Origin of the sequence: Auritidibacter sp. NML120636 (assembly GCF_003185945.1) — a bacterium.
GTDB classification, from domain to species: Bacteria; Actinomycetota; Actinomycetes; order Actinomycetales; family Micrococcaceae; genus Auritidibacter; species Auritidibacter ignavus.
This window is the reverse complement of the sequence record NZ_QHLO01000001.1, coordinates 102706-123814: the sequence shown is the minus strand read 5'-3', so window position 1 is coordinate 123814 and position 21109 is coordinate 102706. Positions and strand designations below refer to the sequence as shown.

Below are 21109 nucleotides of genomic sequence, written 5' to 3'. Positions count from 1 at the left end.
CGCTAAAAGCCAGCGAAGGTCAGCTCCCCGTTGACGGTCACCAGGTGAAAGAGTTCAGCGGCTCGCGACGGATTTGGGTGATTTGCCTCGAGTTGCTCGGCGACCCGCTGATGCATCCACTCCGGATCCGGATGCTGTGATGCGTGGCAGTCCAAGGCCGCCAATTTTTGCCCCACAAAATCGGTGACATCCATGCGCACGGTATGTCGTGTAGCGGGTGCACCGTAGAGCATGAGATAACGGATCTTGACCGCGTCCCACCCGTGCTGAGCCAAACGCGGAAATGCGAAGGGGTTTTCGACCGCCGGATAGATGGCACGAGTGACCGCTTCTCCGGTGGCCAGATGATCCGGATGAGACTTCTGCAGGGACGACCAGTCGCGCTCCGGGTGCGGGGCCAGCACCAGATCCGGTCTCATCTCACGCATCAGATGCACCAGATCTTCTTCCAGGTCCGGGCCCGGGACCACTGCCCCGTCCCGATACCCTAAATAGTCCACCGTGCTGACCCCGATCGTCTCGGCAGCCACTCGTTGTTCGTGTTGGCGTTGAGTTGCCAGGGCACTGCGTTCCTGGTCGTGGAAGCCCCCGGCGTCGCCGTCGGTGACAATCCCATAACGAACCTGGACCCCGCAGGCTACCAAACCCGCTAGGGTTCCGGCTGCCCCGAAATCCAGGTCGTCGGGATGAGCTCCAATGGCCAACACCGATCTAATCGTGTGCTGTTGCACGAACGTGGCGGGATCAAGTGTCAACAAATCTGCGCTCACAGTGGCCTGTCTTCTACTCGTGTGTTCCGGTGCGCCGTCTCAGCGCAGATCTCAGACTAGCTTAGTTGCCCAGCTGGGATTCATCACCGAGGGTCACCTGAACTTCTTGCTGTTCGCCGTCACGGGTAACACCCAAGGTAATTTCCGACCCGGCGGCGTGCTCACGAACCGTGGCAGTCAGCGCCTGAGAATCCGCGGTGGGTTTACCGTCGGCGGAGGTAATGACATCACCTTCTTGAATACCGGCTTCATCGGCCGGCGATCCGTCGGCGACATCCACCACGCGAGCGCCAGCGGCGAAGGCTCCCCCACCGCCAGATCCGGGGGCCAACGGACCGGCGGATTCTGACCCGTCGGTGCGTGCAGCCTCAGGGGTGACCGACACACCGAGGGCACCGTGAGTGGCTTCACCGTTTTCGATCAGTTCACCGGCCACACGCTGGGCGTAATCGACCGGAATAGCAAAGCCCAAACCGATATTGCCTTGTTCACCACCGGATGAGCCACCGGCCGAGGCGATGGCGACGTTAATACCGATCAACCGTCCTTGAGAATCCACCAGCGCGCCACCGGAGTTACCCGGGTTAATGGCAGCATCGGACTGAATCACGTTGATGTGGATGACGCCCGAGGACTGCGACTGTTCTTGCTGTCCAGGAAAATGGAACTCGAACAGCCCATCGTCGTCACCTCCGGATCCCGGCCCACTGTCTGGTTCCGGAGCCGCCGAAGACTGGACCGCGATGGTGCGATCCATTTGGGAGACGATACCGTCAGTGACGGTCCCCGAAAGACCCAGCGGAGCACCGATCGCGATGGTTTGATCTCCGACGTTGAGATCGGAGGAGGATCCCATCTCAATCGGCGTGAGTCCCTCAGCATCGATCTTGATGACAGCCAGGTCGCTGAGCGGGTCGGTGCCCACGACTTCTGCGGTGTAAACACGGGAGTCTGCGGTTTGCACACTGAGCTCGGCATCACCGGTGGCACCCCCGAGGGTGACCACGTGGGTATTGGTCAGAATATGGCCTTGATCATCCAATATCACCCCGGAGCCACTCCCCGCCCCGGAGGAAGACGCCGCCGAAATCGTCACCACCGAAGGCGATGCCGTCGCTGCCGCGTCGGTGACCAGAGTGGTGTTTTCCTCACGGTTGACCCCGCCGGTGTTCCCGGAGCGATCCCCGCTGCGGTCCTCAGCGCTAAACACGCCTGAGGAATCATCGTTGAGCGCAGAAAACCCGTACAGTGCGCCTGCGCCGATCCCGCCGCCGAGTAAGCCGGCCAGTAACGCAATGGTCAGCACTGCCGGTAAACCGAAACTTTTTTTGTGCTGTTGCTCGGGCGCGTCGTGACCGTGTTGAGCTGAGCCAGTCTGGTCGGATGGGCCAAGCGCCGAAGCCCCGTCGAGGGGTGCAGTCGCATACGGTGGCTGTCCCGGGGACTGAGCGTTCTGCTCAGCACCAGCCGGTGGAAAGACCGGGCCGGTGGATTCATCGGCCTCGGATGGCGTGGCCGGGGCACCCGCAGGTCGTTGCGACGGAAACGGTGGCATGTTGCCACCAGGCTGGGAGGAACTGTTTTCCGGGTTCTGAGAGTTATTCAGATTGCCAGACTCGCTCATGGGTTGTTGATGTCCTTCCATTTCAGGGCCTTGACTCAGGTGAGCTGGAGATCATTCTCCCCTACGTTTCTGGAGGTTCTGAGAGTAGCAACTGGACGTTAGCTGGATGCTGTCTCGATACTGTGGAGCGTGCACTTTAGCAGCGCTACCCCGTACACTCTAAAGGGTCACCAGTCCACCCTGATGTCACAGTAGGCCAGGTGACGTCAGGTAACCTGTCCGGTCCGAAGGAGTGAATAATGTGACTCCAGTAATGCCCCTGGCTTCCTTCACCGTGTCGATGTTTAGCCTGATCGTTGTGGCGGTATTTCTGATCGTCGTGGTGGGAGGCTTGGTGCGAATCCTTCGCCGCCCGAAATTGTGGTCGGATCAACGTTTCGGCCAGGGTAGATCCGGCCAGCGGTCGCGGCGCACTCGCCCAGAGAGTAAAGCTCGGATCCCACTAGACGACCTTTTTCAGCAGGCCAATCTCGAGCTACTCGAGGCCGATCACAGTATCCATCGCGCTGAAGAAGAGGTCGGTTTCGCGATGGCTTCCTATGGTGAAGAGGCGGTCGAGGAATTCCATCTGAAGGTCCAACAGGCCAAAGAATCACTCTTGCAAGCGTTTCGGACCAGTCAACAGGTGGAACGTCAGCTCACGGAGATCCCAGAGCACCAAGCCCGTCAGCAACTCGAAGAAGTTCTGGCCACCGCCAACCGAGTTGATGAGGTCTTGGAACAGCAAGAGGCGTTCTTCGACAAGTTGCGGGGCCTAGAGGATTCTGCCGAAGAGGGGCTACGCAAGCTCCGCTACGAGGCCGACGATATTGACCTGAAGATTGAACCAGGGCGCCTGGTATTAGAGCGACTGACCGAGCAGTATCAGGGGCCGAGTTTAGAAGAGGTCTCCAATAATCATCGTCATCTCATCAGCGGGATCGCTGAACTGCGTGGCACGATCGATCAGGCCGCCGAATTGTTGAACGCCGGGGATCGGTCTCAAGCAACACTGGCTATTCGGCAGGGCTGGGACCGTGCCGTGAATCTCCGTTCGCTTGCCGAAGGGATCCTGCACAAAGAGGTCCAACTTTCCACAGCGGTGGAGAATCTCAACGCCGGACTCGTCGACTCAGAACAAGATATCTTGGCTGCTGAGGCGCTGATGGAGCAGGGCGACTACAGCAATTTGCGCCCCCCGACGACAGGCCTACGTCAGGCGATCGATGAAGTGAAAGCTGGGCTCCAGCAGGACAAGATCGATCCGGAGAAGCTCTTGGACCGGTTGTCCCAGGCTCACCAGCGGCTCGCTGAGCGACTCGAGCTTATCCAGAACTACCACGATAAACTGGCCCGCGCCCGGACCGCGCTGGGTAAAGAGTTGCAACAAGCTCGAGCCAAAGTGCGCGGTAGCTCTGACTACATTGGCAGGCGTGGTCGATATATCGGCTATAGCGCTCGTGCCAAATTCAATGAAGCCCAGTCCGCACTCCAAACCGCCGAGCAACGGGCCGAGACAGATCCCATCGATGCCTTGAACAACGCCCGCCGCGCTTCTCAATTAGCTGATCAGGCCGCCGAGATCGCTCACAACGAGCCCGATGATGGCTTCGGTCCTACGTACCCGATCGGGATGGGGCGCACGAGATGGGACCGAAGCTCCACCGGGTCTATCAGCAGTGGCATCCCCTTCCCCATGAAACATCGGGCGGGTTCACGGAGTCGTCGAGCGTCGCGACGTCGTCGCTAGGCTGAGGCCCTCAGCTAAACCACGAGATTGGTTCTGGTCCTTTGTCGTCTGGCTTCGTAGAGTTAAAGCAATCATCAATATCGTATCCCTGACCCCGATACCCTAGAGAGGTTTCCTGTGGCACAGCAATCAATTTTCGGTCGTATCGCGACCCTAGCGAAGGCTAACATCAATGCGTTACTCGACCGAGCAGAGGACCCGCAAAAGATGTTGGACCAGATGGTGCGTGACTACACCGCCTCCATTAAAGAAGCTGAAGCCGCCGTGGCCCAGACCATCGGCAACCTGCGGATGCTGGAAGATGACCACCGGGAAGAGATTGACCAGGCAAAATCCTGGGGACAGAAGGCACTGGCTGCCTCGCAACGAGCTGATCAGTTCCGTCAAGACAGCGATGGCTCCTCAGCGGATAAATTCGATGACCTCGCCAAGATCGCTCTGGAACGTCAGATGCACGCTGAGAAAGCGGCCAAACGCTCGGAGCCGGCTATTGAGTCTCAGCGTGAAGTCGTTGATCGGCTCAAGTCCGGTTTGCAGCAGATGAATAAGAAGCTCAGCGAGATCACCTCCAAGCGTGATGAGCTGGTGGCTCGTGCGAAGTCGGCGCAGGCCCAGTCCAAGGTCCAGGAAGCCATTGGTTCGCTGAGCTCCTATGATGCCACCAGTGAGGTGGATCGCTTCGAAGAGAAGATCCGGCGCGAAGAAGCCCGCGTACGAGGCATGGAGGAACTGAATTCCTCCAGTCTGGACGCCCAGTTTGAAGCCTTGGAGGATTTAGGTGAGAAGAGCGAGGTGGAAGCCCGGCTGGCAGCGTTGAAGGCCGGTCAGTCCTCCAATGGTTCTCAGGCGTTGCAGGGTGGGGAATCCGAAGAGGAACTCTTCGCTCAGTTGGAATACACCCCGGACTCAGAGACGAAGAACGCCTAAGGTTCTCTTATCTGATCTCATCCTTTTCTCACGCTTCGGCCCCGAGAACAGCGCTGGTACTGTTCTCGGGGCCGTGGCGTGGCGAGCTCAGGAACTGAGCCCGACTCCGAAGCACGCCTGGGTCGTGCTCTTAAACCGTGGCAGCAGTGCTGGATTCGACACTGCGTGCTGTGGGCTTACGAGAGGCCAGCAATCGGCCCAGTAGTCCATGGTGTGGAGCCACGAGCCACAGCAAGAGGAAGACGGCGGTGGCCACCAAGACGATCGTTCCCCCGGTAGGCAAATCGGCGGCCCAGGACAGATAGAGTCCCAGAAAGGCACAGACTGCCCCGATCACCGGGGAAAGCACCATCATCACCACGAGACGGTCGGTCACCAGTCGTGAGCTGGCGGCCGGGATCACGAGCAGAGCGACCACGAGAATATTGCCGATCACCTGGACTGAGACCACCACAGCAACCGAGACCAGCACATAGAGAATCACGTCGAGTACCAGCACAGGCAAGCCTGCTGCCGCAGCCATTTCCCGGTCTAGGGATACCGCGACCAATTCTTTATGCAAGAGGAATAGGGTACCCAGAATCAGCACGGCGGCTCCGGCGACCACGTAGATATCAGAAGTCGGGATGCCGGTAATCGAGCCAAAGAGGAATGATTCCAGGGAGCCCGAGTACGCCGGTGAGAACGAGATGATCACAATCCCCAGGGCGAAAGCGGCCACGAAAAAAATACCGATCACCGAATCTTCTTTCAACCGCCGGTTCTGTGAGAACACGGCCACCAGGATCGCGGTGATCACCGCAGCGATCATGCCTCCCAAGACCAGTGATCCCTGCAGGATAAAGGCGATGGCCAGTCCGGGGAACACCGAGTGAGCCACGGCGTGCCCGATAAAGACCATGCCACGTAACACCACGTAGTTCCCGACAATCCCACAGACCAGCGCGGAGAGAACCGCGACGAGTAGGGCTTTGGGAAGAAATGACAACAAGGGGTTGGTGAGGTCCTGTAGAAACTCCGGAAAGCTGAGAAAGTCCATATGATGAAGGGTCCTTCAAGACGGTGTGCTACACGGCAGAACGGGCAGAGGCCTCGGAGTTGAGGCCGAGGGCTTGCAGCAATTGCGAATTCTCGCTGAACCCGAACGTGCAGCGCCAAATGTTCTCATCCCTGAGCTGTGCCGGAGTACCCGAGGCGGTCACCGTGCGGTTAATCAGGTAGAGACGATCAAACGTATGCAATGCGCTCGCGAGGTCGTGGGTGGTCATCAACAACGCTCTGCCTTCTTGGGCGAGCTCGCTAAACAAGTCCAGGAGGAGTTCCTGAGTGGGGATGTCCAGGCCGGTGAAGGGCTCATCCAATAACAACAGCTCGGGTTCCAGCGCGAGAGCTCTGGCCACTAGCACGCGCTGTCGTTGACCGCCCGAGAGCGCTCCGACGGGGCGGTGGGCCAGATCGCTAAGATCAACCCGGGCGATAGCCCGGTTGACCGCCCGAAAATCGTTGACTGTGGGGCGTTTGAACCACCCGATGGTCCCGACTCGTCCGGACAGCACCACGTCCTGAATGCTCAGCGGGAAGTCCCAGGAAAATTCATGACGTTGTGGCACATACCCCACCCGGTTGCGCAGTGTCGTGTTGCCGTGTGAGTCGGTGTAGTTCACCTGCCCTTGGCGTGTGGGAACCAGGCCGAGGATCGAGCGCATCAGGGTGGTCTTACCGGCCCCGTTGGGGCCAATGAGACCGACCTGCTCCCCGCCCTCGACACGCATCGAGATGTTGTTCAACACCGAACGTGAACCGAGATCCACCCAAAGATTCTCGACGGTGAGTCGCGTTGCGTCAGCCTTCTGTTTTGCCTCGGTCATGCCTCAGCGTCCTGTCGCTCAGCCTGGCGCCGTGCCCGGGAGGTGCGAACGACGGTGAGGATGATGGTTACGATCAGCACCAACACCACCACGCCAACCACGATGGCAATAAGTGTGGTCTGATCACCCTTACCCTCCTCGGAGGCATGAGCGCCGGCGGCAGTCTCCCCATCGGCTTCGGACTGTTCTGCTGCCTGCTGACCCTCACCGTCAGATGTGGTCGCTGGCTGGGCATCAAAGGCCTCTTGGGGATTGGTCTGACTGCCGACAGCGAAGCGCAACGTTCCTGCGGTGGTCACGGTCTCTCCGTCGGTTAAGGGGACGTCAATCTCAGCGTGCAACAGGTAGACGCCGGGCTCAGTGAAGACCCAGTTGGCATGCACGTGGGTATTGGTATCGGCCCAGATCTCTTGTTCTTCCTCGCCAATCGTGGTGGAGTCCCATAGCTTCTGCGGTGGATCGAAATTACCGTTCTGCAGGAACAAGACGAAATCCCCGGGACCCTCCACACCGGTCAGTCGCAAGGTCATGCCACGGGCCATCTGTGCCACGGCCGCCGGATCTTGGGTGTTCCAGCCCAGCCAGGGCACCTGGTGGTTCTCGGTTTGAGGAATCAGGTATACATCTTGGCCGGGCTCTGCGGGGACGAAGCTATAGTTCTCGTCCTCGGGCGCCGGTTGCCTTGCGTCGTCTGGGAGGTGATAGACGATATCGTCGAAGTACCGCCAGGTGGCCGGTTGGGCGGTATCGTCACGGGCCATCAACTGCCACTGCCCATCAATCACCCGGGGGCCGACGTCCACGTGGCCGGAGGTGATGACGGTTTGGTCCTCGCCAATATTTTCATCGGCGTCCACATGCTGTTCCAACGCCGCATCTTCGGTGGCCCCATGCGCCGGGACAGCCGGTACTGCACCGAAAGACACCAGGGTGCACAATCCCAGCACCACTGTCGCCAGGGATCGGCTGATGCCACGGACCGCGTGGAGGGCATGAGAAAAAGTGAGGTTCCCGTCGTGCGGGCTAGCAGGGGTCGGAAGGGTTATCACTGGTCGTGTTCTTTCGTCTCGTGCGGTGGAGCCCGGTTTAGCCCAGGCAGTCTTTCAGTGAGTCGGCGTTGAAGCGCATCATGTCCACGTAGGTGTTCACTTCCTCGTCGAAGGCGTCACCGTAGATCGTGCAGATCTCCACATCCAAGTCATGCGCTGTTTGGACCAGCACGTTGGACCGTGAAATGAGGCCGGGCTCGAGGAATACCGCCGGAATTTGAAGGTTCTGGATGGTTTCCACCAGCCGGCGACGTTGCTGAATAGAAGGCTCGGTCGAGGGCTGAGGGGTGACAAATCCCGCGATGTCTACGTCATAGGCATGTCCGAGGTATCCGAACGCGTCGTGTGTGGTCACCAGATGACGTTGAGCTTCCGGGATCTCCTCGATCGTGGTTGCTACCTGTTCGTCAAGCTCTTCGAGCTCGGCAATGTACTCTGCGGCGTGAGCGCGATAGTACTCAGCGTTGTCCGGATCGATCTCGACCACGGTATCGCGAATGACCTTGACGTAGGCGATGGCGTTGGACACGTCATGCCACAGGTGCGGATCAATCTCACCGTGGACGTGAGCACCCAGGACGGCTTGGGGCAACTGGTAGATCTGTTCTCCGGTCCGCCCCAGGAATCGGAAGGAGGGGTCCGGTGGAATTTCTTCCAGCGCTTGAGTGGGAACACTGATGACCACGTCTTCGGGGTCATAGGCTTGTTGTACGTGCTCGCCTCCCCCACTGGGGTCGTAGAGCACCTCAATCTCGCCGGTGTCGACATTGGCGGATATATCAGCGTGTCCCTCGTCCAACACCTGCGCGCTGTCATCGACCTCGTGCGGATTGACGCCGACAGCAAAAGTGACGGTCTTGTCCTCCGCCAGGGGCTGTGCCTCAGATGAGTCGTCGATGTTCACCGTAGCGTTGACGGTGAGCTGGTACACGCCAGGCTCGTTGAACGCCCACGACATATGCGTGTGGGCATCGAGAGGAAGCTGGGCGTGATCCTGGTGGTCAATTCCATCGGAGGTGTCGATGTAAAACCGCGGGTTGCCGAAAGACTCTGTCAGATAGGCAACGAGATCTCCTGGTCCTGAGAAATCGGTGGCCGTTAGTTCGACAGTGGAACTGCGCGTCACCCCGGACAGCTCGGGGTTCTGTAAGCCGTCGCCTTGAGCGCGCATGCCCAGCCAGATGGTGTCCAAGGAGACATTTTCCACCAGCGGAATAACCTCTGCGGAATATTTGATCGCCGATTCTGCCAGGGCCACGTTCGGGACATCCTCTCGGATCGAGGCGTCCAAGGTGCGGATCACCGATTGGTCCTCAAGCAACATGTAGTTCGAAAACGCCGCATCAGCGTAGGCAATCTGACGCACGTCTCGTAGCGTGGGCTCGTAGCTATGCGGGTCGGCGCCTTCAGGCACGATTTGTTCCACATCCATCCGGTCACCGACCACATTGCGGGTCAGATCAGCCAGGATACCGGTCGTGGTCACAACCGAAGGCTTTTCGGGCGTGGACAAACTGCCGGTCGATACACCGCCGCACCCGGTCAGTGCGAGTGCGGCGGTGATCGCCGTGGCAACCCAGGCTTTAGCTCTGGGCATGCTCGTCCACGGTACCGACAGCGTTCAGTGTTGCGCGTCGACGCGCGTAGAGCAACGCGGCGGTTCCGAGTGCCACAACACCCGCACCGATCCCGACCATGCTCAATACCTGTTCGTCAGCACCAGTCTTCGCCAAGGTGCACGGAGTTCCCTCCGGAGTCAGCCCCTGACCGGCGGTCAATTCCTGACCGTTAGGAGCCACAGAGGTAGCCGGCGCGGAGCTCTCGTCGCTCTTCTGCTCGGCGTCCTGTTGGTCACCCTGGGCGAGATCCTGGTCGGTATTCTCGTCCTTCGGGGTAGCTACCGACGCACTGCGAGCGGTCTCAGCTCCCACCTGGAAGGTGTAGGTGCCGGTAGCAGACTGGCCATTGGCCTCGAATTTCAGCGAGACCTTATAGGTACCCGGTTCGGTGAACACCCAGTTGCCATGTTGGTGGGTGTTGGCCGGAATCTGGTAGCTCTTGGGGCCACCAACAGTGTCGAACACCTTCTCACCAACCAGCTGCCCGAAGTTCCCGTTAAGGAACACCGCCAGCTCACCAGGGCCCTCCACATTCTCCAAACTCATGGTCACACCCTGAGAGCCAGGACCATTGACCACAGATTCGTGCTGAGTATTCCATCCCACCCACGGCACGCCGGGTTCTTGAACCTGCTGAATCATGTAGACGTCCTTGCCAGACTCTGCCACATATTCCAGATCGCCCGGAAGACTATCAGCTGAACGCAACGCAGCATCACCGAGAACAAACGTGAGGTCCTCAGCATTGCGCCATACCGGCGGAGCCGTCCGATCGTCCTTCATCTTGGCAACAAACTTGCCATCTTCGACAACCGGGCCCAGATCGAAGTGTCCTTCGCCGGCGCTCAGACCAGTAGCCTGCTCACCCTGTTCGGCCCTGGTAGCACCGTCCTTCGCAGTGCCATCCTGACTGCCACTGGCATCGCCCGGAGGCACGACCTCGCGGCCCTGACCGTATTGGCGGTTCCATTCTTCAACCGGCAAGCACTGAGGAGCCTGTTGCTGGGCCGAACCTGCCCCAGCACCGCCCGATCCTCCACCGTTACCGGCACTAGCTTCACCGCCAGTACCGGTTCCAGCGCCGTCAGCACCGGTTCCGGAAGAGTCCTGGTCGCCGGCATCGTCAGAGCCAGCCCCGTTGGAGCCACCATGGTCACCGTCGCTACCTCCGGCTGGGCCGGAATCCTCTCCGGAGCCGCCGCCGGAACCGTTTCCGGGCTTCTTCGAGCTGTCGTTGCCCTGGTCTGCCGGCTTGTTGTCAGGAGTGGTGCCCACCTTGTCGTCACGGTGCTTCGGGCACTTGTTATAACCCTCCGGAAGGTCCGCGCCAACGGTCACCAGATAGGTAGCGGCATTGGTCTTTTCGGACTGACCAGTTTTTTCGTTGTGGGCCTCAGCTGAGACGCGGAGGAAGTAGGCCCCGGGCTTGGTAAAGAACCAATTGGCGTGAACGTGCGCAAGGTAATCCTGGTGGATCGTACCCGGCAGCTTGTAGGAATCCCCGGTCAGAAGCGACTGGACTCCTCCCAGGCCCCCCGAGCTCCACAAGTAAACCTCGCCAGGACCGGTGACCTGTTCAATCTTGAAGTCCACTGAGCTGTAGTCGGTACCATTGAGTCCTTGGCTATCCCAGCCAGGCCAGATCAACGAATCGTCCTGAAGAAGAGGCAGATAGTATCCGGATTTGCCGGCAAGTTCAGCGGGGATGCCATCAGACTTGGGCAAGGTGGTCTGAGCCTTGTCCTTGACGTTGAGTTCGACATCTGCTGGGTCATGGATCACACCCGACCCAGTGACATCTTCTTTCAGCGTCAAGGTCGGCTTCTTGTCGATCATTTCCAAATTGAACATATCGACGTGGCCGTGGTCCAGTTTGAGTCCATCCCAGCAGATCTCGTCGTCAGCGGGCTTACCCTGACTCGGTGAGGGCTTGGGTTTGTCCGATGCAGACGGTGAGGGCTGCTGTGACTCGCTCGGCTGTTGCGATGGAGAGGTGTCCTGGCCGGGGGTACCGTCATCACCCGGAGTCTGCGAGTCTGTAGGTTGCGACGGTGTTTCCGGCTGAGTAGGCGCCTGGGTCGTCGGTTCCACCGTGGGAGTGTTTTCCGGGTCAGGGATTGGTTCAGGGGTAGACTCCTGGAAGTCCCCGACGCGGAAACGGTAGGTTTTTTCCTCGGTGGGGGCCCGCTCTCCAGTCTCGGAGTTGATCGCCACACCGCGGACCGTCAAGTCATAGTAGCCAGCCTTGGTGAACGCCCAGTTCGCATGCACGTGGGCGTGATAGTCCTGGTGAATGGTACCGGGAAGTTTATACCCATCGTCGGTCAGTAACGAATCCAGTTCGCCCAGGCCTTTTTGGGTCCACAGGTAAACCTCGCCCGGTCCCGACACGTCGAGAATTTCGATATCAGACTGGTCGTAGCCCGTTCCGCGCAGCCCTTGGTTGTCCCAGCCCGGCCATACAATCTGGGGGTTCTGGTTCAACGGCAGGTAGTACACCTCGGCTTCATGGAGGGCCTCCGGCACAGCTGGAACGGCGGGGAGAGTCATCTTCGCCTGTTCCACAACGTCCAACTGGACTGTCTCCGGGTCATGCATCACGCCATGACCGGTCACGTCTTCTTTCAACGAGAGTGTGGGTTTGCCATCTTTGGCGTGGAGGTAGAACGCGTCCACGTGCCCTTTATCGAGCACGACTGGACGAGATGTTTCCTCAGGCTGTGAGGGGGTAGCGGTCGCTGCCGAAACCGGGAGACTGGTGAGTCCCAGCAGCGCCATCAACAGACCTAGCACGCTCACAACGGCGGTTGTCGTGAGTGCTCGGTGCGAGCGCCCGGCCTGAGGCCGAGCCTGTAATGAGTGATTTTGCATAGTCTCATTCTTTTCTAGCGTTAAACGCCTCGGTGATCATGAGTACTCCGTCAGTATAGCTAATACGAATCATTACCATTAATTATGACTGATACATGACATCCTGACACCCCAAGGCGTGGTCCCCAGCCGCACAAATCACGTCACTTGGAGCACGAGCTGAATACAGTGGAAGGGCTCACAGGGCGCCACATGCAGGTACGTTGTGCGCAGGTATGTCGTGGATTTCATCCCCGTTTGAATCGGACCGTACTACCTGTCCTGAGGATTGGGCTCCCTGTAGCCAAGAAACTGCCTGGTAGAGATCAGTTGACCAGCGTCACCCCATTCTGACCAATACCACCAGACCAACAGACACAGGCGGTGTTCGCCTTTTACCGAAAAAACAACACGAAGAGTATCGCCCATTGCGACGGGAGGCTCGCAAGAGCTCACCGTACCGGCCGGCCACTCACCGCATGGCCGTCTTTGCGTGGATACACAAACGGCACCTGCCTAGGATCGTGCCTAGTCAGGTGCCGTTTTCTCGTTGCGGGGACAGGATTTGAACCTGTGACCTCCGGGTTATGAGCCCGGCGAGCTACCGAACTGCTCCACCCCGCGGCGACAGGTATCTACTATACGCCGGAGGGTGGAGCAGTTCAAATTAGCGTGGTGTACCGTTCACCACACGGTGGTGTGATGCTTACTCTGCCTCGGAGTTGTCCTCCTCTGCGGTGTTCTCATCCGAGTCCTCAGCATCGTCGGCGTTGGAATCCGAATCCACGCCTTCAGCCTCTAGAGCCCGGCTCAATGCGTCGTTGAGCTGGTCCTGTGCTTCGCCGTAGGCAGCCCAGTCACCATCCGCCATAGCCTCTTCTGAAGCCTGCATCGCATCCCGTGCGTCTTGCAGGGCCTTTTCTAACTGCTGTTGCGGGCTGGTTGCTTCAGGTGGCTGTGGCTGGTCGGAAGGTTCGGTTCCTTCTTCATCACCGGCTTCAGGTGGCGGAGTATCTCCGGCACCGGCCTGACCTTCCGCAGAGGTTTCAGCGCCGGAATCTCCACCGAAGATCTGGTCGAGCGCTTCAGCCAAGGTATCGGCGAAGCCAACCTCGTCACCGAAGGCCACCAGGACCTTCCGCAAGACCGGGTAGGAGGTTTCACCGGTGGACTGCACATAGACCGGCTGGACGTAGAGGATACCGTCCGCAGCAGGCAGGGTGATCATATTGCCGTTGATCACATCCGAAGCACCCTGACGGAGCAGGTTCAGCTCCTGCGACACGGTGTCATTGGAGTCGAAGTTAGCCTGGGCTTGACCGGGACCCGGTGTCGTGGTTTGACGCGGCAACTCCAGCAACTGGAGGTGACCGTAGTCCTCGGCCTTCTGGCCATCCTCGCCAGTACCGGCATCACCGTTGGCTGCCAAGAAGCCATACAGCACGTTGCGCTGTGCGGCACCTTCGGTGACCTGCGGGATGAACGGTGTGGTCAGTTGGAAGGCGGGTTCTTCCTTGCCCGGCAGCTGCATCGACATGTAATACGGCGGGATGGAAACATCCTGAGCACCCGTCTGCTGATCGTTATTCTCAGCGTTAGTCGAGATCGTGGGGTCGACCGGCACCGACCAGGCGTCGTTGTTTTCGTAGAAGTCATCCGGGTCGGTCACATGGTAGCGACCCAACAGCTCACGCTGAACCTTGAACATATCCGAGGGGTAACGCACGTGATCCATCAATTCCGCACTCATGTCAGAGTATGGCTTGATGTGACCGCCGTAGACCTTCTGCCAGGCCTGAAGCAACGGGTCCTCGGGCTCCCATGCATAGAGGTCGACCGAACCGTCATAGGCGTCCACGGTGGCCTTGACTGAGTTGCGAATGTAGTTCACCTGTCCCGATGGGTTGGTATTCGGGTTGGTGTTCAGCGAGTCGACGGTCACCGAGTCGAAGTCCTGAGAATCTGAGTACGGGAAGGCATCCGAGGTGGTGTAGGCATCGACAATCCACTTGACCCTCCCGTTCACAATGGCCGGGAACGCGTTGGAGTCAACCTCCAGGTACGGGGCAACCTTCTCCACACGATCGACTGGGTGGCGGTCGTAGAGGATCTGGGAATTCGAGGTCACGTTCTGCGAGAACATGATTTCGGTGGAACCGAAGCGGATCGCATACGATAACCGATTGAAGATATTACCCACCGAGGGGCCACCATCACCGGAGAAGGTGTAGGTAGTGTCTTCTTCCGATTCGGCATCCTGGGGACGGTCCAGTTCCTGGTCCGGATCGCCATCTTCCTTACCCACGATGGAGTACTGCGGTGAGTTCATCCCGAAGTAAATGCGTGGCTCGTAATCCTGGTCAGATGCCAGCTCACCGTCGGTGGGAATACCCGAGAGCAAGAAAGCCGGGCGTCCACCGCCTCCTACCTCCGAACTGTCCGCGGCGGTGAGGCCATACCCGTGGGTATAGGTAATGTGCTGGTTCACCCAGGAGGAGTCCGGGTTCACGTTGACCTCACGGGGTGCAATGATGGTGTCGCGCACTTCGCCGTCAACCTCATAACGGTCCACGTGCAACGTATTGGGGAACGAATAGTACGGACGGAACTGTTGCAACTGTCCGAAGGTCCGGGACAGCAGGTTTGGGTCCATCAAACGAATATTGGCCGTGGTGGCCGATTCGCCAGCCAGCGCTCCCGCGCTCGCTTCGGTCTCACCGGCATAGTTGGTGTATTCCATATCGGAGAGCCCATAGGCCTCACGGGTGTAGTTGATGTTGCGCTCAATGAACTCGCTTTCCAAGGCCCGCTCGGTCGGTTGCACCCGATACTGCTGGATCAGGTAGGGGTAGGCCACCCCGGCCACCAGAGCCGCCACAATGAACGCGGCTGCACCAATGATGCCGAACCGCCACCGACCGCGTAGCCCGGTAAGAATGAACAGCGCGATCACCAAAACGGCAGCCACAGCCAAAATGGTAGAGGTCGGAATCACCGCGTTGACATCGGTGTACATCGCACCGGCCCAGTTGCCTTCTTGGTTCTGCAAAGTGCGGTACCGATCCAGCCAGTAGTTGACACCCTGCAAGAGCATAAACAGCGACGCGAAGATCACGATGTGCCAGCGTGCGGTGCGCGAGATCTGAATACCACCGCGTTCTTGGATGGTGATCGCACCGAAGAGGTAGTGCACCACCAGTCCGACAATGCCAGCCACCAAGACCACCGACGTCGCAAAGCTGACAATCGTGCCGAGCATCGGCAGAGTGGCCATATAGAAGGTCAGATCCAGGCCGAACTCTGGATCAGTTTCACCATACGGCTCTTGGTTGAGGAACAATAGGACTTGTTGCCAGGAGTTCATCGCCGCCGCTCCGGCGAAGAAACCAATCAAGAGCGGAACACCGATGAGCACGAGCCGGCGGACCGATTCAATCTGCTTTCGAAACTGGTAGACGCCATCGCGCATCGAGGTTGCGTCCGCATCGGGGCGCTTCCGCCAGGCAAGCCACATTGCCAGCCAGGTGACGAATGCCATCACACCCCCGGCGATGACAAATAGTACACCGCGCGTCAGGTGTTCGATCCAAAACACCGAGGTGAAATCGAGCTGGCTGAACCACAGCACTTCGGTGTAGATCATCGCAAACAGTACGAACAGCGCCACCAGGGCAGCGAGAATAATGATCGTAATGATCAGCGCACCGGGACGACGTGAATTGTTCTGTTGCTGTCGGTTCGACGAGCCACCCGGTCCACCCGAAGAACCCGAGGAGGAATTGTTATTCCCCGACGAGCCACCGGATGAACCCGAGCCCGAGGAACGGCCTGAGAACAGGTCGCCAAAACTTTGCCCGAAACTCACGTTTGTTCCTTATCTGCAGGCGTTGGACGCCCGACTTGTGTCGAATGTTGGGTGATGTGTTGAGTAGTCCTGCTATCCGCAGGTGGTGACGTTTTCTGCCTCTGGTGTGTCGTGAGATTTCACGATCTCCACAGCCTGTTCCAGGCTCGACACCGAATACACGGTGATCCCGTCGGGGACCTTATCGTCAAGTTCTGGACAGTTAGCCTCTGGGGCCAGAAACACGGTGGCTCCAGAGCGTTGAGCACCATAGACTTTTTGGAGAATTCCGCCAATGGGGCCGACAGTACCATCGGGGTCGATGGTACCGGTGCCGGCAATATGGTCACCGTCGACCAGGTTCTCCTCGGTGAGTTTTTCAATAATGCCCAGCGCAAACATCATCCCCGCGCTGGCACCGCCAACATCACCGAGGGACACTTCAAAGTCGTAGGGGAAGTCGAACTCGGAATCTAAGTAGATCCCGATCTGGTAGCTACCGTCCTCAGCCTCAGTGACGGGTACGTCGATCTTGTGTTGCTCGCCGTCCCGCTCAATGGTGAGCGTCACCGGCTCCGGCGCGGAGTCGTCAACAGCATCCTTGAGTCCTTGCAGACCGGTAATGGGGTGACCGTTGGCAGCAATCACCTGATCTCCTCGACGCAACAGGTCAGTGGCCTCAGCGCCTTCTGCAAAGTCGTGGACGAACAGATGCTGGGTGTAATCGATCTCCAGATACTCCAACGCCGCAGCCATCGCCCACGACTGAGAAGTATTCATCGCCACCGTGTTGGTCTCTTGAACCTCAGAGGATGACACGTTCGAGGGATAAACTGTGGCCGAAGGAGTCAGAGAAACGTGGGGGAACATCCAGCCAAACAACACGTCGATAGCAAAAGTCGCTCCGGTGGGCGGACCTTGAACCGACACGGTTGTCATATCCAGCGCACCGTCGACGGGATAAGTCTCGGTACCCTCAATCGACAAAACCGGTTCTTCCCCCTCACCAAGATCAACGTCCCCGATGGTGTTGACGGTCGGGCCGGGGTGCTCGGCAACGTAGGACACCGGAAATACGACCCCAGCCAACAGTGCTGCAGCCAGCAGAAGACCTGAAATCCACACCATGCGGCGTCGCTTCACCTCGCGTGGCGATTCAGGGCGCACGTCGGCTGAGTCATTCACCCGCAAGGGGGTGAGATCATCCGGTGATAAAGACATGTTGTCCGAGCCTTCCTGACAGTGCGCGCTGGCGGAGAAGAGAGGTCTCCCAATCCCTTCTATTCTAGAAGAAGAAATAACATCTGTACGACAGCGTTGAGCCTCGTGACATCGGCACGAGACGCCGGTGTGCCTTCAGCGAACCTCAACGGCAACTACCGCGCGAAGCTGTCATGGTGCGACCGGAATCGGTAGTCTATAACTCATGACTACTCCCCCGGATGGACCACGGAATGACCACGGCGACGACGGTTCGGACAATAACGATCCGTTTTCCGAGATGTTGCGTCGCATGTTTGGCGAGCAGGCTCCTAACCCCGAAGAAATTCGTCGAGCCATGCAACAGATGTCCGGCCAGTCCGCGATGCCGTTGGATCCGGCCATGTTTAACCCCGCCATGATGCAACAGATGATGTCACAATTCCAGGCCATGATGTCCTCGGGTAATTCTGATGAACCGGTGAACTGGGCACTGGTACGCCAAACCGCCCGGCAGGCTGCCGCCGGCGACGACCCATCGGTGGGCACCTTCGCACGACGGGAAATCGAAGATGCCTTGCGCCTGGCGGAGCTATGGTTGGATCAGGCCACCACTATGGAATCCACCGGATATTCCGGCGTGGCGTGGTCCCGAGCCGAATGGGTCGAGAAGACTCTTGACCAGTGGAAAGAGATGACTGAGCCGGTTGCCACCTCGGTCTCACAGGCCCTGTCTCGGGCTTTGTCCGAACAGCTTCCCGGCCAGCTTCCCGAAGAGATGCGAGCTGCCATGGGCGACATCGGTCCGATGATGAAGAACATGGGTGGCACCATCTTCGGTCTGCAACTCGGCCAAGCCTTGGGCGAGCTCTCCCGCGAAGTTCTTTCGGGAACCGATTCCGGTTTCCCGGTGGCCGGCCACCGGCTGGTCATGCTTCCGGTCAACGTCGAAGAATTCGGTGATGGCCTGCAGGTTCCAGAAGATCAAATCCGAATTTATCTCGCCTTGCGGGAAGCGGCCCGAATGCGTCTGTTTGTCCATTCACCGTGGCTGGAGCGTGATTTGATGGCCGCCGTGCAACAGTACGCGGCCGGTTTAACCATTGATTTGAGCTCCATTGAAGATGCTGCCCAGTCGGTTGACCCCATGAACCCCGAGTCTATGCAAGAGGTCTTCTCCGGCCGAATGTTGGTCCCTGAACCCACCGGGACCCAGAAGGCTGCCCTGGAACAGCTGGAAACCACCTTGGCCGTCATCGAGGGTTGGGTCGATGTCGTCACCACTCAGGCAGCTCAGGCACTGGAATCAGAAGCTGCACTGCGCGAGATGATTAATCGTCGCCGTGCCACCGGTGGGCCAGCAGAACATGCTTTTGGCTCGTTGGTCGGCCTGGACCTTCGTCCTCGTCGATTGCGGGAGGCTGCTGCATTCTGGCAGAAGATTACCGACGAGAAGGGCACGGAATACCGCGATTCGATCTGGGAAGAACAGCTGTGGATTCCGACCGCTGAAGATCTTGACGATCCCGACGGATACGAAGCACGTCGCCAGGCTCAGGCCGAGCAGACCGAACAGATGGATGAGGAGCTCCGCAAGCTACTCGATGGTGGCTTCAACGACGACGGCCAAACACCGGGAAAGGATCGTTAATCCTCGTCACCGTCGTCCCCAGTCGTCCAACCCAGTTGCGGTGAGCACGCACTTGCGAAACGTCGTGCATGGCTGAAACCCTCCAGATAGGCCATCGCTTCATCCATCCGAGAATAGCGAGCAGCCATCCGGTGAAAATCTGCGTCATGCCCGCCGTGGGCTAAATGAACCAATTCGTGGACCAGCACACCGTCAATGACCCACTGAGGCATACCTTTCAGCTGGGTGGACAACCGAATCTCTCCGGTAGCCGAGGTGCACGACCCCCAGACTTTGGTCTGCCGGCTCGACCACCTGACACTCGCCGGCACAACCTCGGAATTCAACCATGTTTTGGCTAAAAACACCGCCCGGTCGTAGAGGTCCTGGTCGCTGGTTTTCATGCGGTTGTCGCGTTTTTTCTCCAGACGCTGGATCAGGTCAGCGCTGGCATGAAAGATTGCTTCCTGACTCAGCCGGCCCGGTGCAGCGATGTGCAACATTCCGTCTTCGTAAGAGGCTTGGAAGCTTCTCGTGCGCCGGAGCGAACGAATAATTCGTACGGTTCGACCGTGATACTCATAGACTTCGGCGACGCGGCCACGACCCAACCGGAAGGGACCGTCTAGGTGCCGAAAGCCGTGTAATGTTGAGGGCGAATGCTGGGTGCTGTGCTGTGGTAGTGATGTCATGGTGTCCATTCTTCGGTCACGGCAACCCTACCCCAACAAGGCGTGTTGGACTGTGGACAACAACACCTGAGCAAACCAGTTGTGGACAACCGTCTGCACGAGCTCACGGTCTTTGCGATGATGGCAGTCCGGACCCTTCCGGTCAGCCGGTACTGGCCCGAATCATCGTCGTCCCAGGAGCTACTTCATGCAAATCAACCCCGGCCTGTCTTTCGTGAAAATTTCAGCTGGCCTGGTCCAAATCGGTTCAGGTGAACGATCTCTGCAGATCTCTGGCGCCACACCGCAAATCACCGCGCTACTGGAGAAACTGCGTCGCGGAATTCCGGATGGTAGCGAACCACGTCACGGCAAACAGGCCGGGCTCAGCACTCAGGAAACCTGGCGACTGATCTCAACCCTCGACCCAGTCTTGTTGAACTCCCCGGCCGAGCCGTCCCCAGAACCAAGCACCGACTGTGACGTTGCCACGGCCACGGCCACCCTGCAGGCGGTAACCGTGGAGCCCAGCTCGCAGCATGACGCTGACGAGAAGACTTCGGTGCAGGTTTGTCCAGTTGATGCACCCACTTTGCACACTCGACGCGCTCAGTCCTCCGTGCAGATACTGGGGACTGGTCGCAGTGGGCGCGCCTTGGCACTCCTGCTTGCCAACGCCGGCGTCGCAAGGATGTGGGTGTGGGATCCCCAACCTGTCACAGTCAGTGATCTCGGCACCGGGTTCCTGCCCGAAGATCTTTCACGGTGCCGGGGTGTCGCCACCGCCGAACAGTTACGTCACCAGTTTCCTGACATCGAGATTTTGCCCCAGTCACACCCCGTCGCGCCCCAACCGTGCGGTGACCTGTCTGTCTGCATCACACGAGGCGGACTGGCCACGGAGTTTCTCGCCCAGGCCCAACGTCGAGCTCAACCAGTGCTACCAGTCACCCTTCACGACGATCGCGTCGTCATCGGCCCCTGGCTTTTGCCCCAAACCTCGCCGTGCCCTCACTGCTGGATGGCACGCGAAGCGGAGCTCGATCCCTCTTACGCGGATCGACAGCATGCGTTGCGAGCGCAAGCAGCAGGTCGTGAACCTCTAGGTTTGGCCTACGCTGTCGCTGGATTAGTGGGCATTCAAGTGCTGAATTGGATCGATGCCACACCGCTTCGAGATGTCCTGACGCTGACCGATGCCGGCGAAGTCCCCGGCGCTGTACCCGGTCAAGTACTCAGCGTCTCGGCCCGAACCGGTGCCGTATCAAGCTTCACGATCAGTGAGCATCCCCGCTGTTGTGGCGCGGTCGCCTACTCCTGACACGCAG

14 protein-coding genes and 1 tRNA gene are annotated in these 21109 nt (G+C 58.9%); 4 read left to right on the top strand and 11 right to left on the bottom strand.

Annotated elements, in window-relative coordinates; all coding sequences use genetic code 11:
* Window positions 1-2: 2 nt before the first annotated feature.
* Both DCC25_RS00565 and DCC25_RS00560 read right to left on the bottom strand, forming a co-directional pair.
* Window positions 3-770, bottom strand: coding sequence for a PIG-L deacetylase family protein (locus DCC25_RS00565; RefSeq protein WP_233242796.1), 768 nt, complete (start codon window positions 768-770; stop codon window positions 3-5).
* A 61-nt stretch (window positions 771-831) separates the two neighbouring features.
* Window positions 832-2394 (bottom strand): S1C family serine protease, encoded by a 1563-nt coding sequence (locus DCC25_RS00560; RefSeq protein ID WP_110100399.1) that lies wholly within the window; start codon window positions 2392-2394, stop codon window positions 832-834.
* Window positions 2395-2635: 241 nt separating this feature from the next.
* Here DCC25_RS00560 and DCC25_RS00555 point away from each other — a divergent pair, with 241 nt between their 5' ends.
* Window positions 2636-4123 (top strand): hypothetical protein, encoded by a 1488-nt coding sequence (locus DCC25_RS00555; protein WP_146206392.1) that lies wholly within the window; start codon window positions 2636-2638, stop codon window positions 4121-4123.
* Window positions 4124-4240: 117 nt separating this feature from the next.
* The gene (locus DCC25_RS00550; protein ID WP_110100240.1) at window positions 4241-5050 is read left to right on the top strand and encodes a PspA/IM30 family protein; all 810 of its coding nucleotides are present in this window, start codon (window positions 4241-4243) and stop codon (window positions 5048-5050) included.
* Window positions 5051-5180: 130 nt separating this feature from the next.
* Here DCC25_RS00550 and DCC25_RS00545 read toward each other — a convergent pair whose 3' ends face one another.
* The 8 genes from DCC25_RS00545 to DCC25_RS00510 all read right to left on the bottom strand — a co-directional run bounded on the left by DCC25_RS00545 (window position 5181) and on the right by DCC25_RS00510 (window position 17501).
* A complete protein-coding gene (locus DCC25_RS00545) occupies window positions 5181-6089 on the bottom strand; it encodes an anchored repeat-type ABC transporter permease subunit (RefSeq protein ID WP_110098585.1) in 909 nt (302 codons plus the stop codon).
* Between the two features lie 28 nt (window positions 6090-6117).
* A complete protein-coding gene (locus DCC25_RS00540) occupies window positions 6118-6918 on the bottom strand; it encodes an anchored repeat-type ABC transporter ATP-binding subunit (RefSeq protein ID WP_110100239.1) in 801 nt (266 codons plus the stop codon).
* Window positions 6915-7967, bottom strand: coding sequence for a choice-of-anchor M domain-containing protein (locus DCC25_RS00535; RefSeq protein ID WP_110098583.1), 1053 nt, complete (start codon window positions 7965-7967; stop codon window positions 6915-6917). Before DCC25_RS00535 ends, DCC25_RS00540 begins: the two co-directional genes overlap by 4 nt.
* Before the next feature lie 37 nt (window positions 7968-8004).
* A complete protein-coding gene (locus DCC25_RS00530; protein ID WP_110100238.1) occupies window positions 8005-9564 on the bottom strand; it encodes an anchored repeat ABC transporter, substrate-binding protein in 1560 nt (519 codons plus the stop codon).
* The gene (locus DCC25_RS00525) at window positions 9551-12457 is read right to left on the bottom strand and encodes a TIGR03773 family transporter-associated surface protein (protein ID WP_110100237.1); all 2907 of its coding nucleotides are present in this window, start codon (window positions 12455-12457) and stop codon (window positions 9551-9553) included. The genes DCC25_RS00530 and DCC25_RS00525 overlap by 14 nt, the downstream gene beginning before the upstream one ends.
* 529 nt (window positions 12458-12986) lie before the next feature.
* Window positions 12987-13060 (bottom strand) — tRNA-Met (locus DCC25_RS00520).
* Between the two features lie 82 nt (window positions 13061-13142).
* The gene (locus tag DCC25_RS00515) at window positions 13143-16301 is read right to left on the bottom strand and encodes a UPF0182 family protein (protein ID WP_334228145.1); all 3159 of its coding nucleotides are present in this window, start codon (window positions 16299-16301) and stop codon (window positions 13143-13145) included.
* Window positions 16302-16373: 72 nt separating this feature from the next.
* Complete coding sequence (locus DCC25_RS00510) at window positions 16374-17501, bottom strand: PDZ domain-containing protein (protein ID WP_110098580.1); 1128 nt, start codon at window positions 17499-17501, stop codon at window positions 16374-16376.
* Window positions 17502-17706: 205 nt separating this feature from the next.
* On the opposite strand from DCC25_RS00510, the gene DCC25_RS00505 reads away from it, so the two are divergent.
* Window positions 17707-19131, top strand: coding sequence for a zinc-dependent metalloprotease (locus DCC25_RS00505; protein WP_110100236.1), 1425 nt, complete (start codon window positions 17707-17709; stop codon window positions 19129-19131).
* On the opposite strand, the gene DCC25_RS00500 is transcribed toward DCC25_RS00505, so the two are convergent.
* Window positions 19128-19802 carry a SprT-like domain-containing protein gene (locus tag DCC25_RS00500; protein ID WP_158278510.1) on the bottom strand — a complete coding sequence of 225 codons (675 nt, stop codon included), beginning with the start codon at window positions 19800-19802 and terminating at the stop codon, window positions 19128-19130. The two genes, DCC25_RS00505 and DCC25_RS00500, sit on opposite strands and share 4 nt — an antisense overlap.
* A 187-nt stretch (window positions 19803-19989) precedes the next feature.
* Here DCC25_RS00500 and DCC25_RS00495 point away from each other — a divergent pair, with 187 nt between their 5' ends.
* Complete coding sequence (locus tag DCC25_RS00495) at window positions 19990-21102, top strand: ThiF family adenylyltransferase (RefSeq protein ID WP_110098577.1); 1113 nt, start codon at window positions 19990-19992, stop codon at window positions 21100-21102.
* The last annotated feature ends 7 nt before the right edge of the window (window positions 21103-21109 follow it).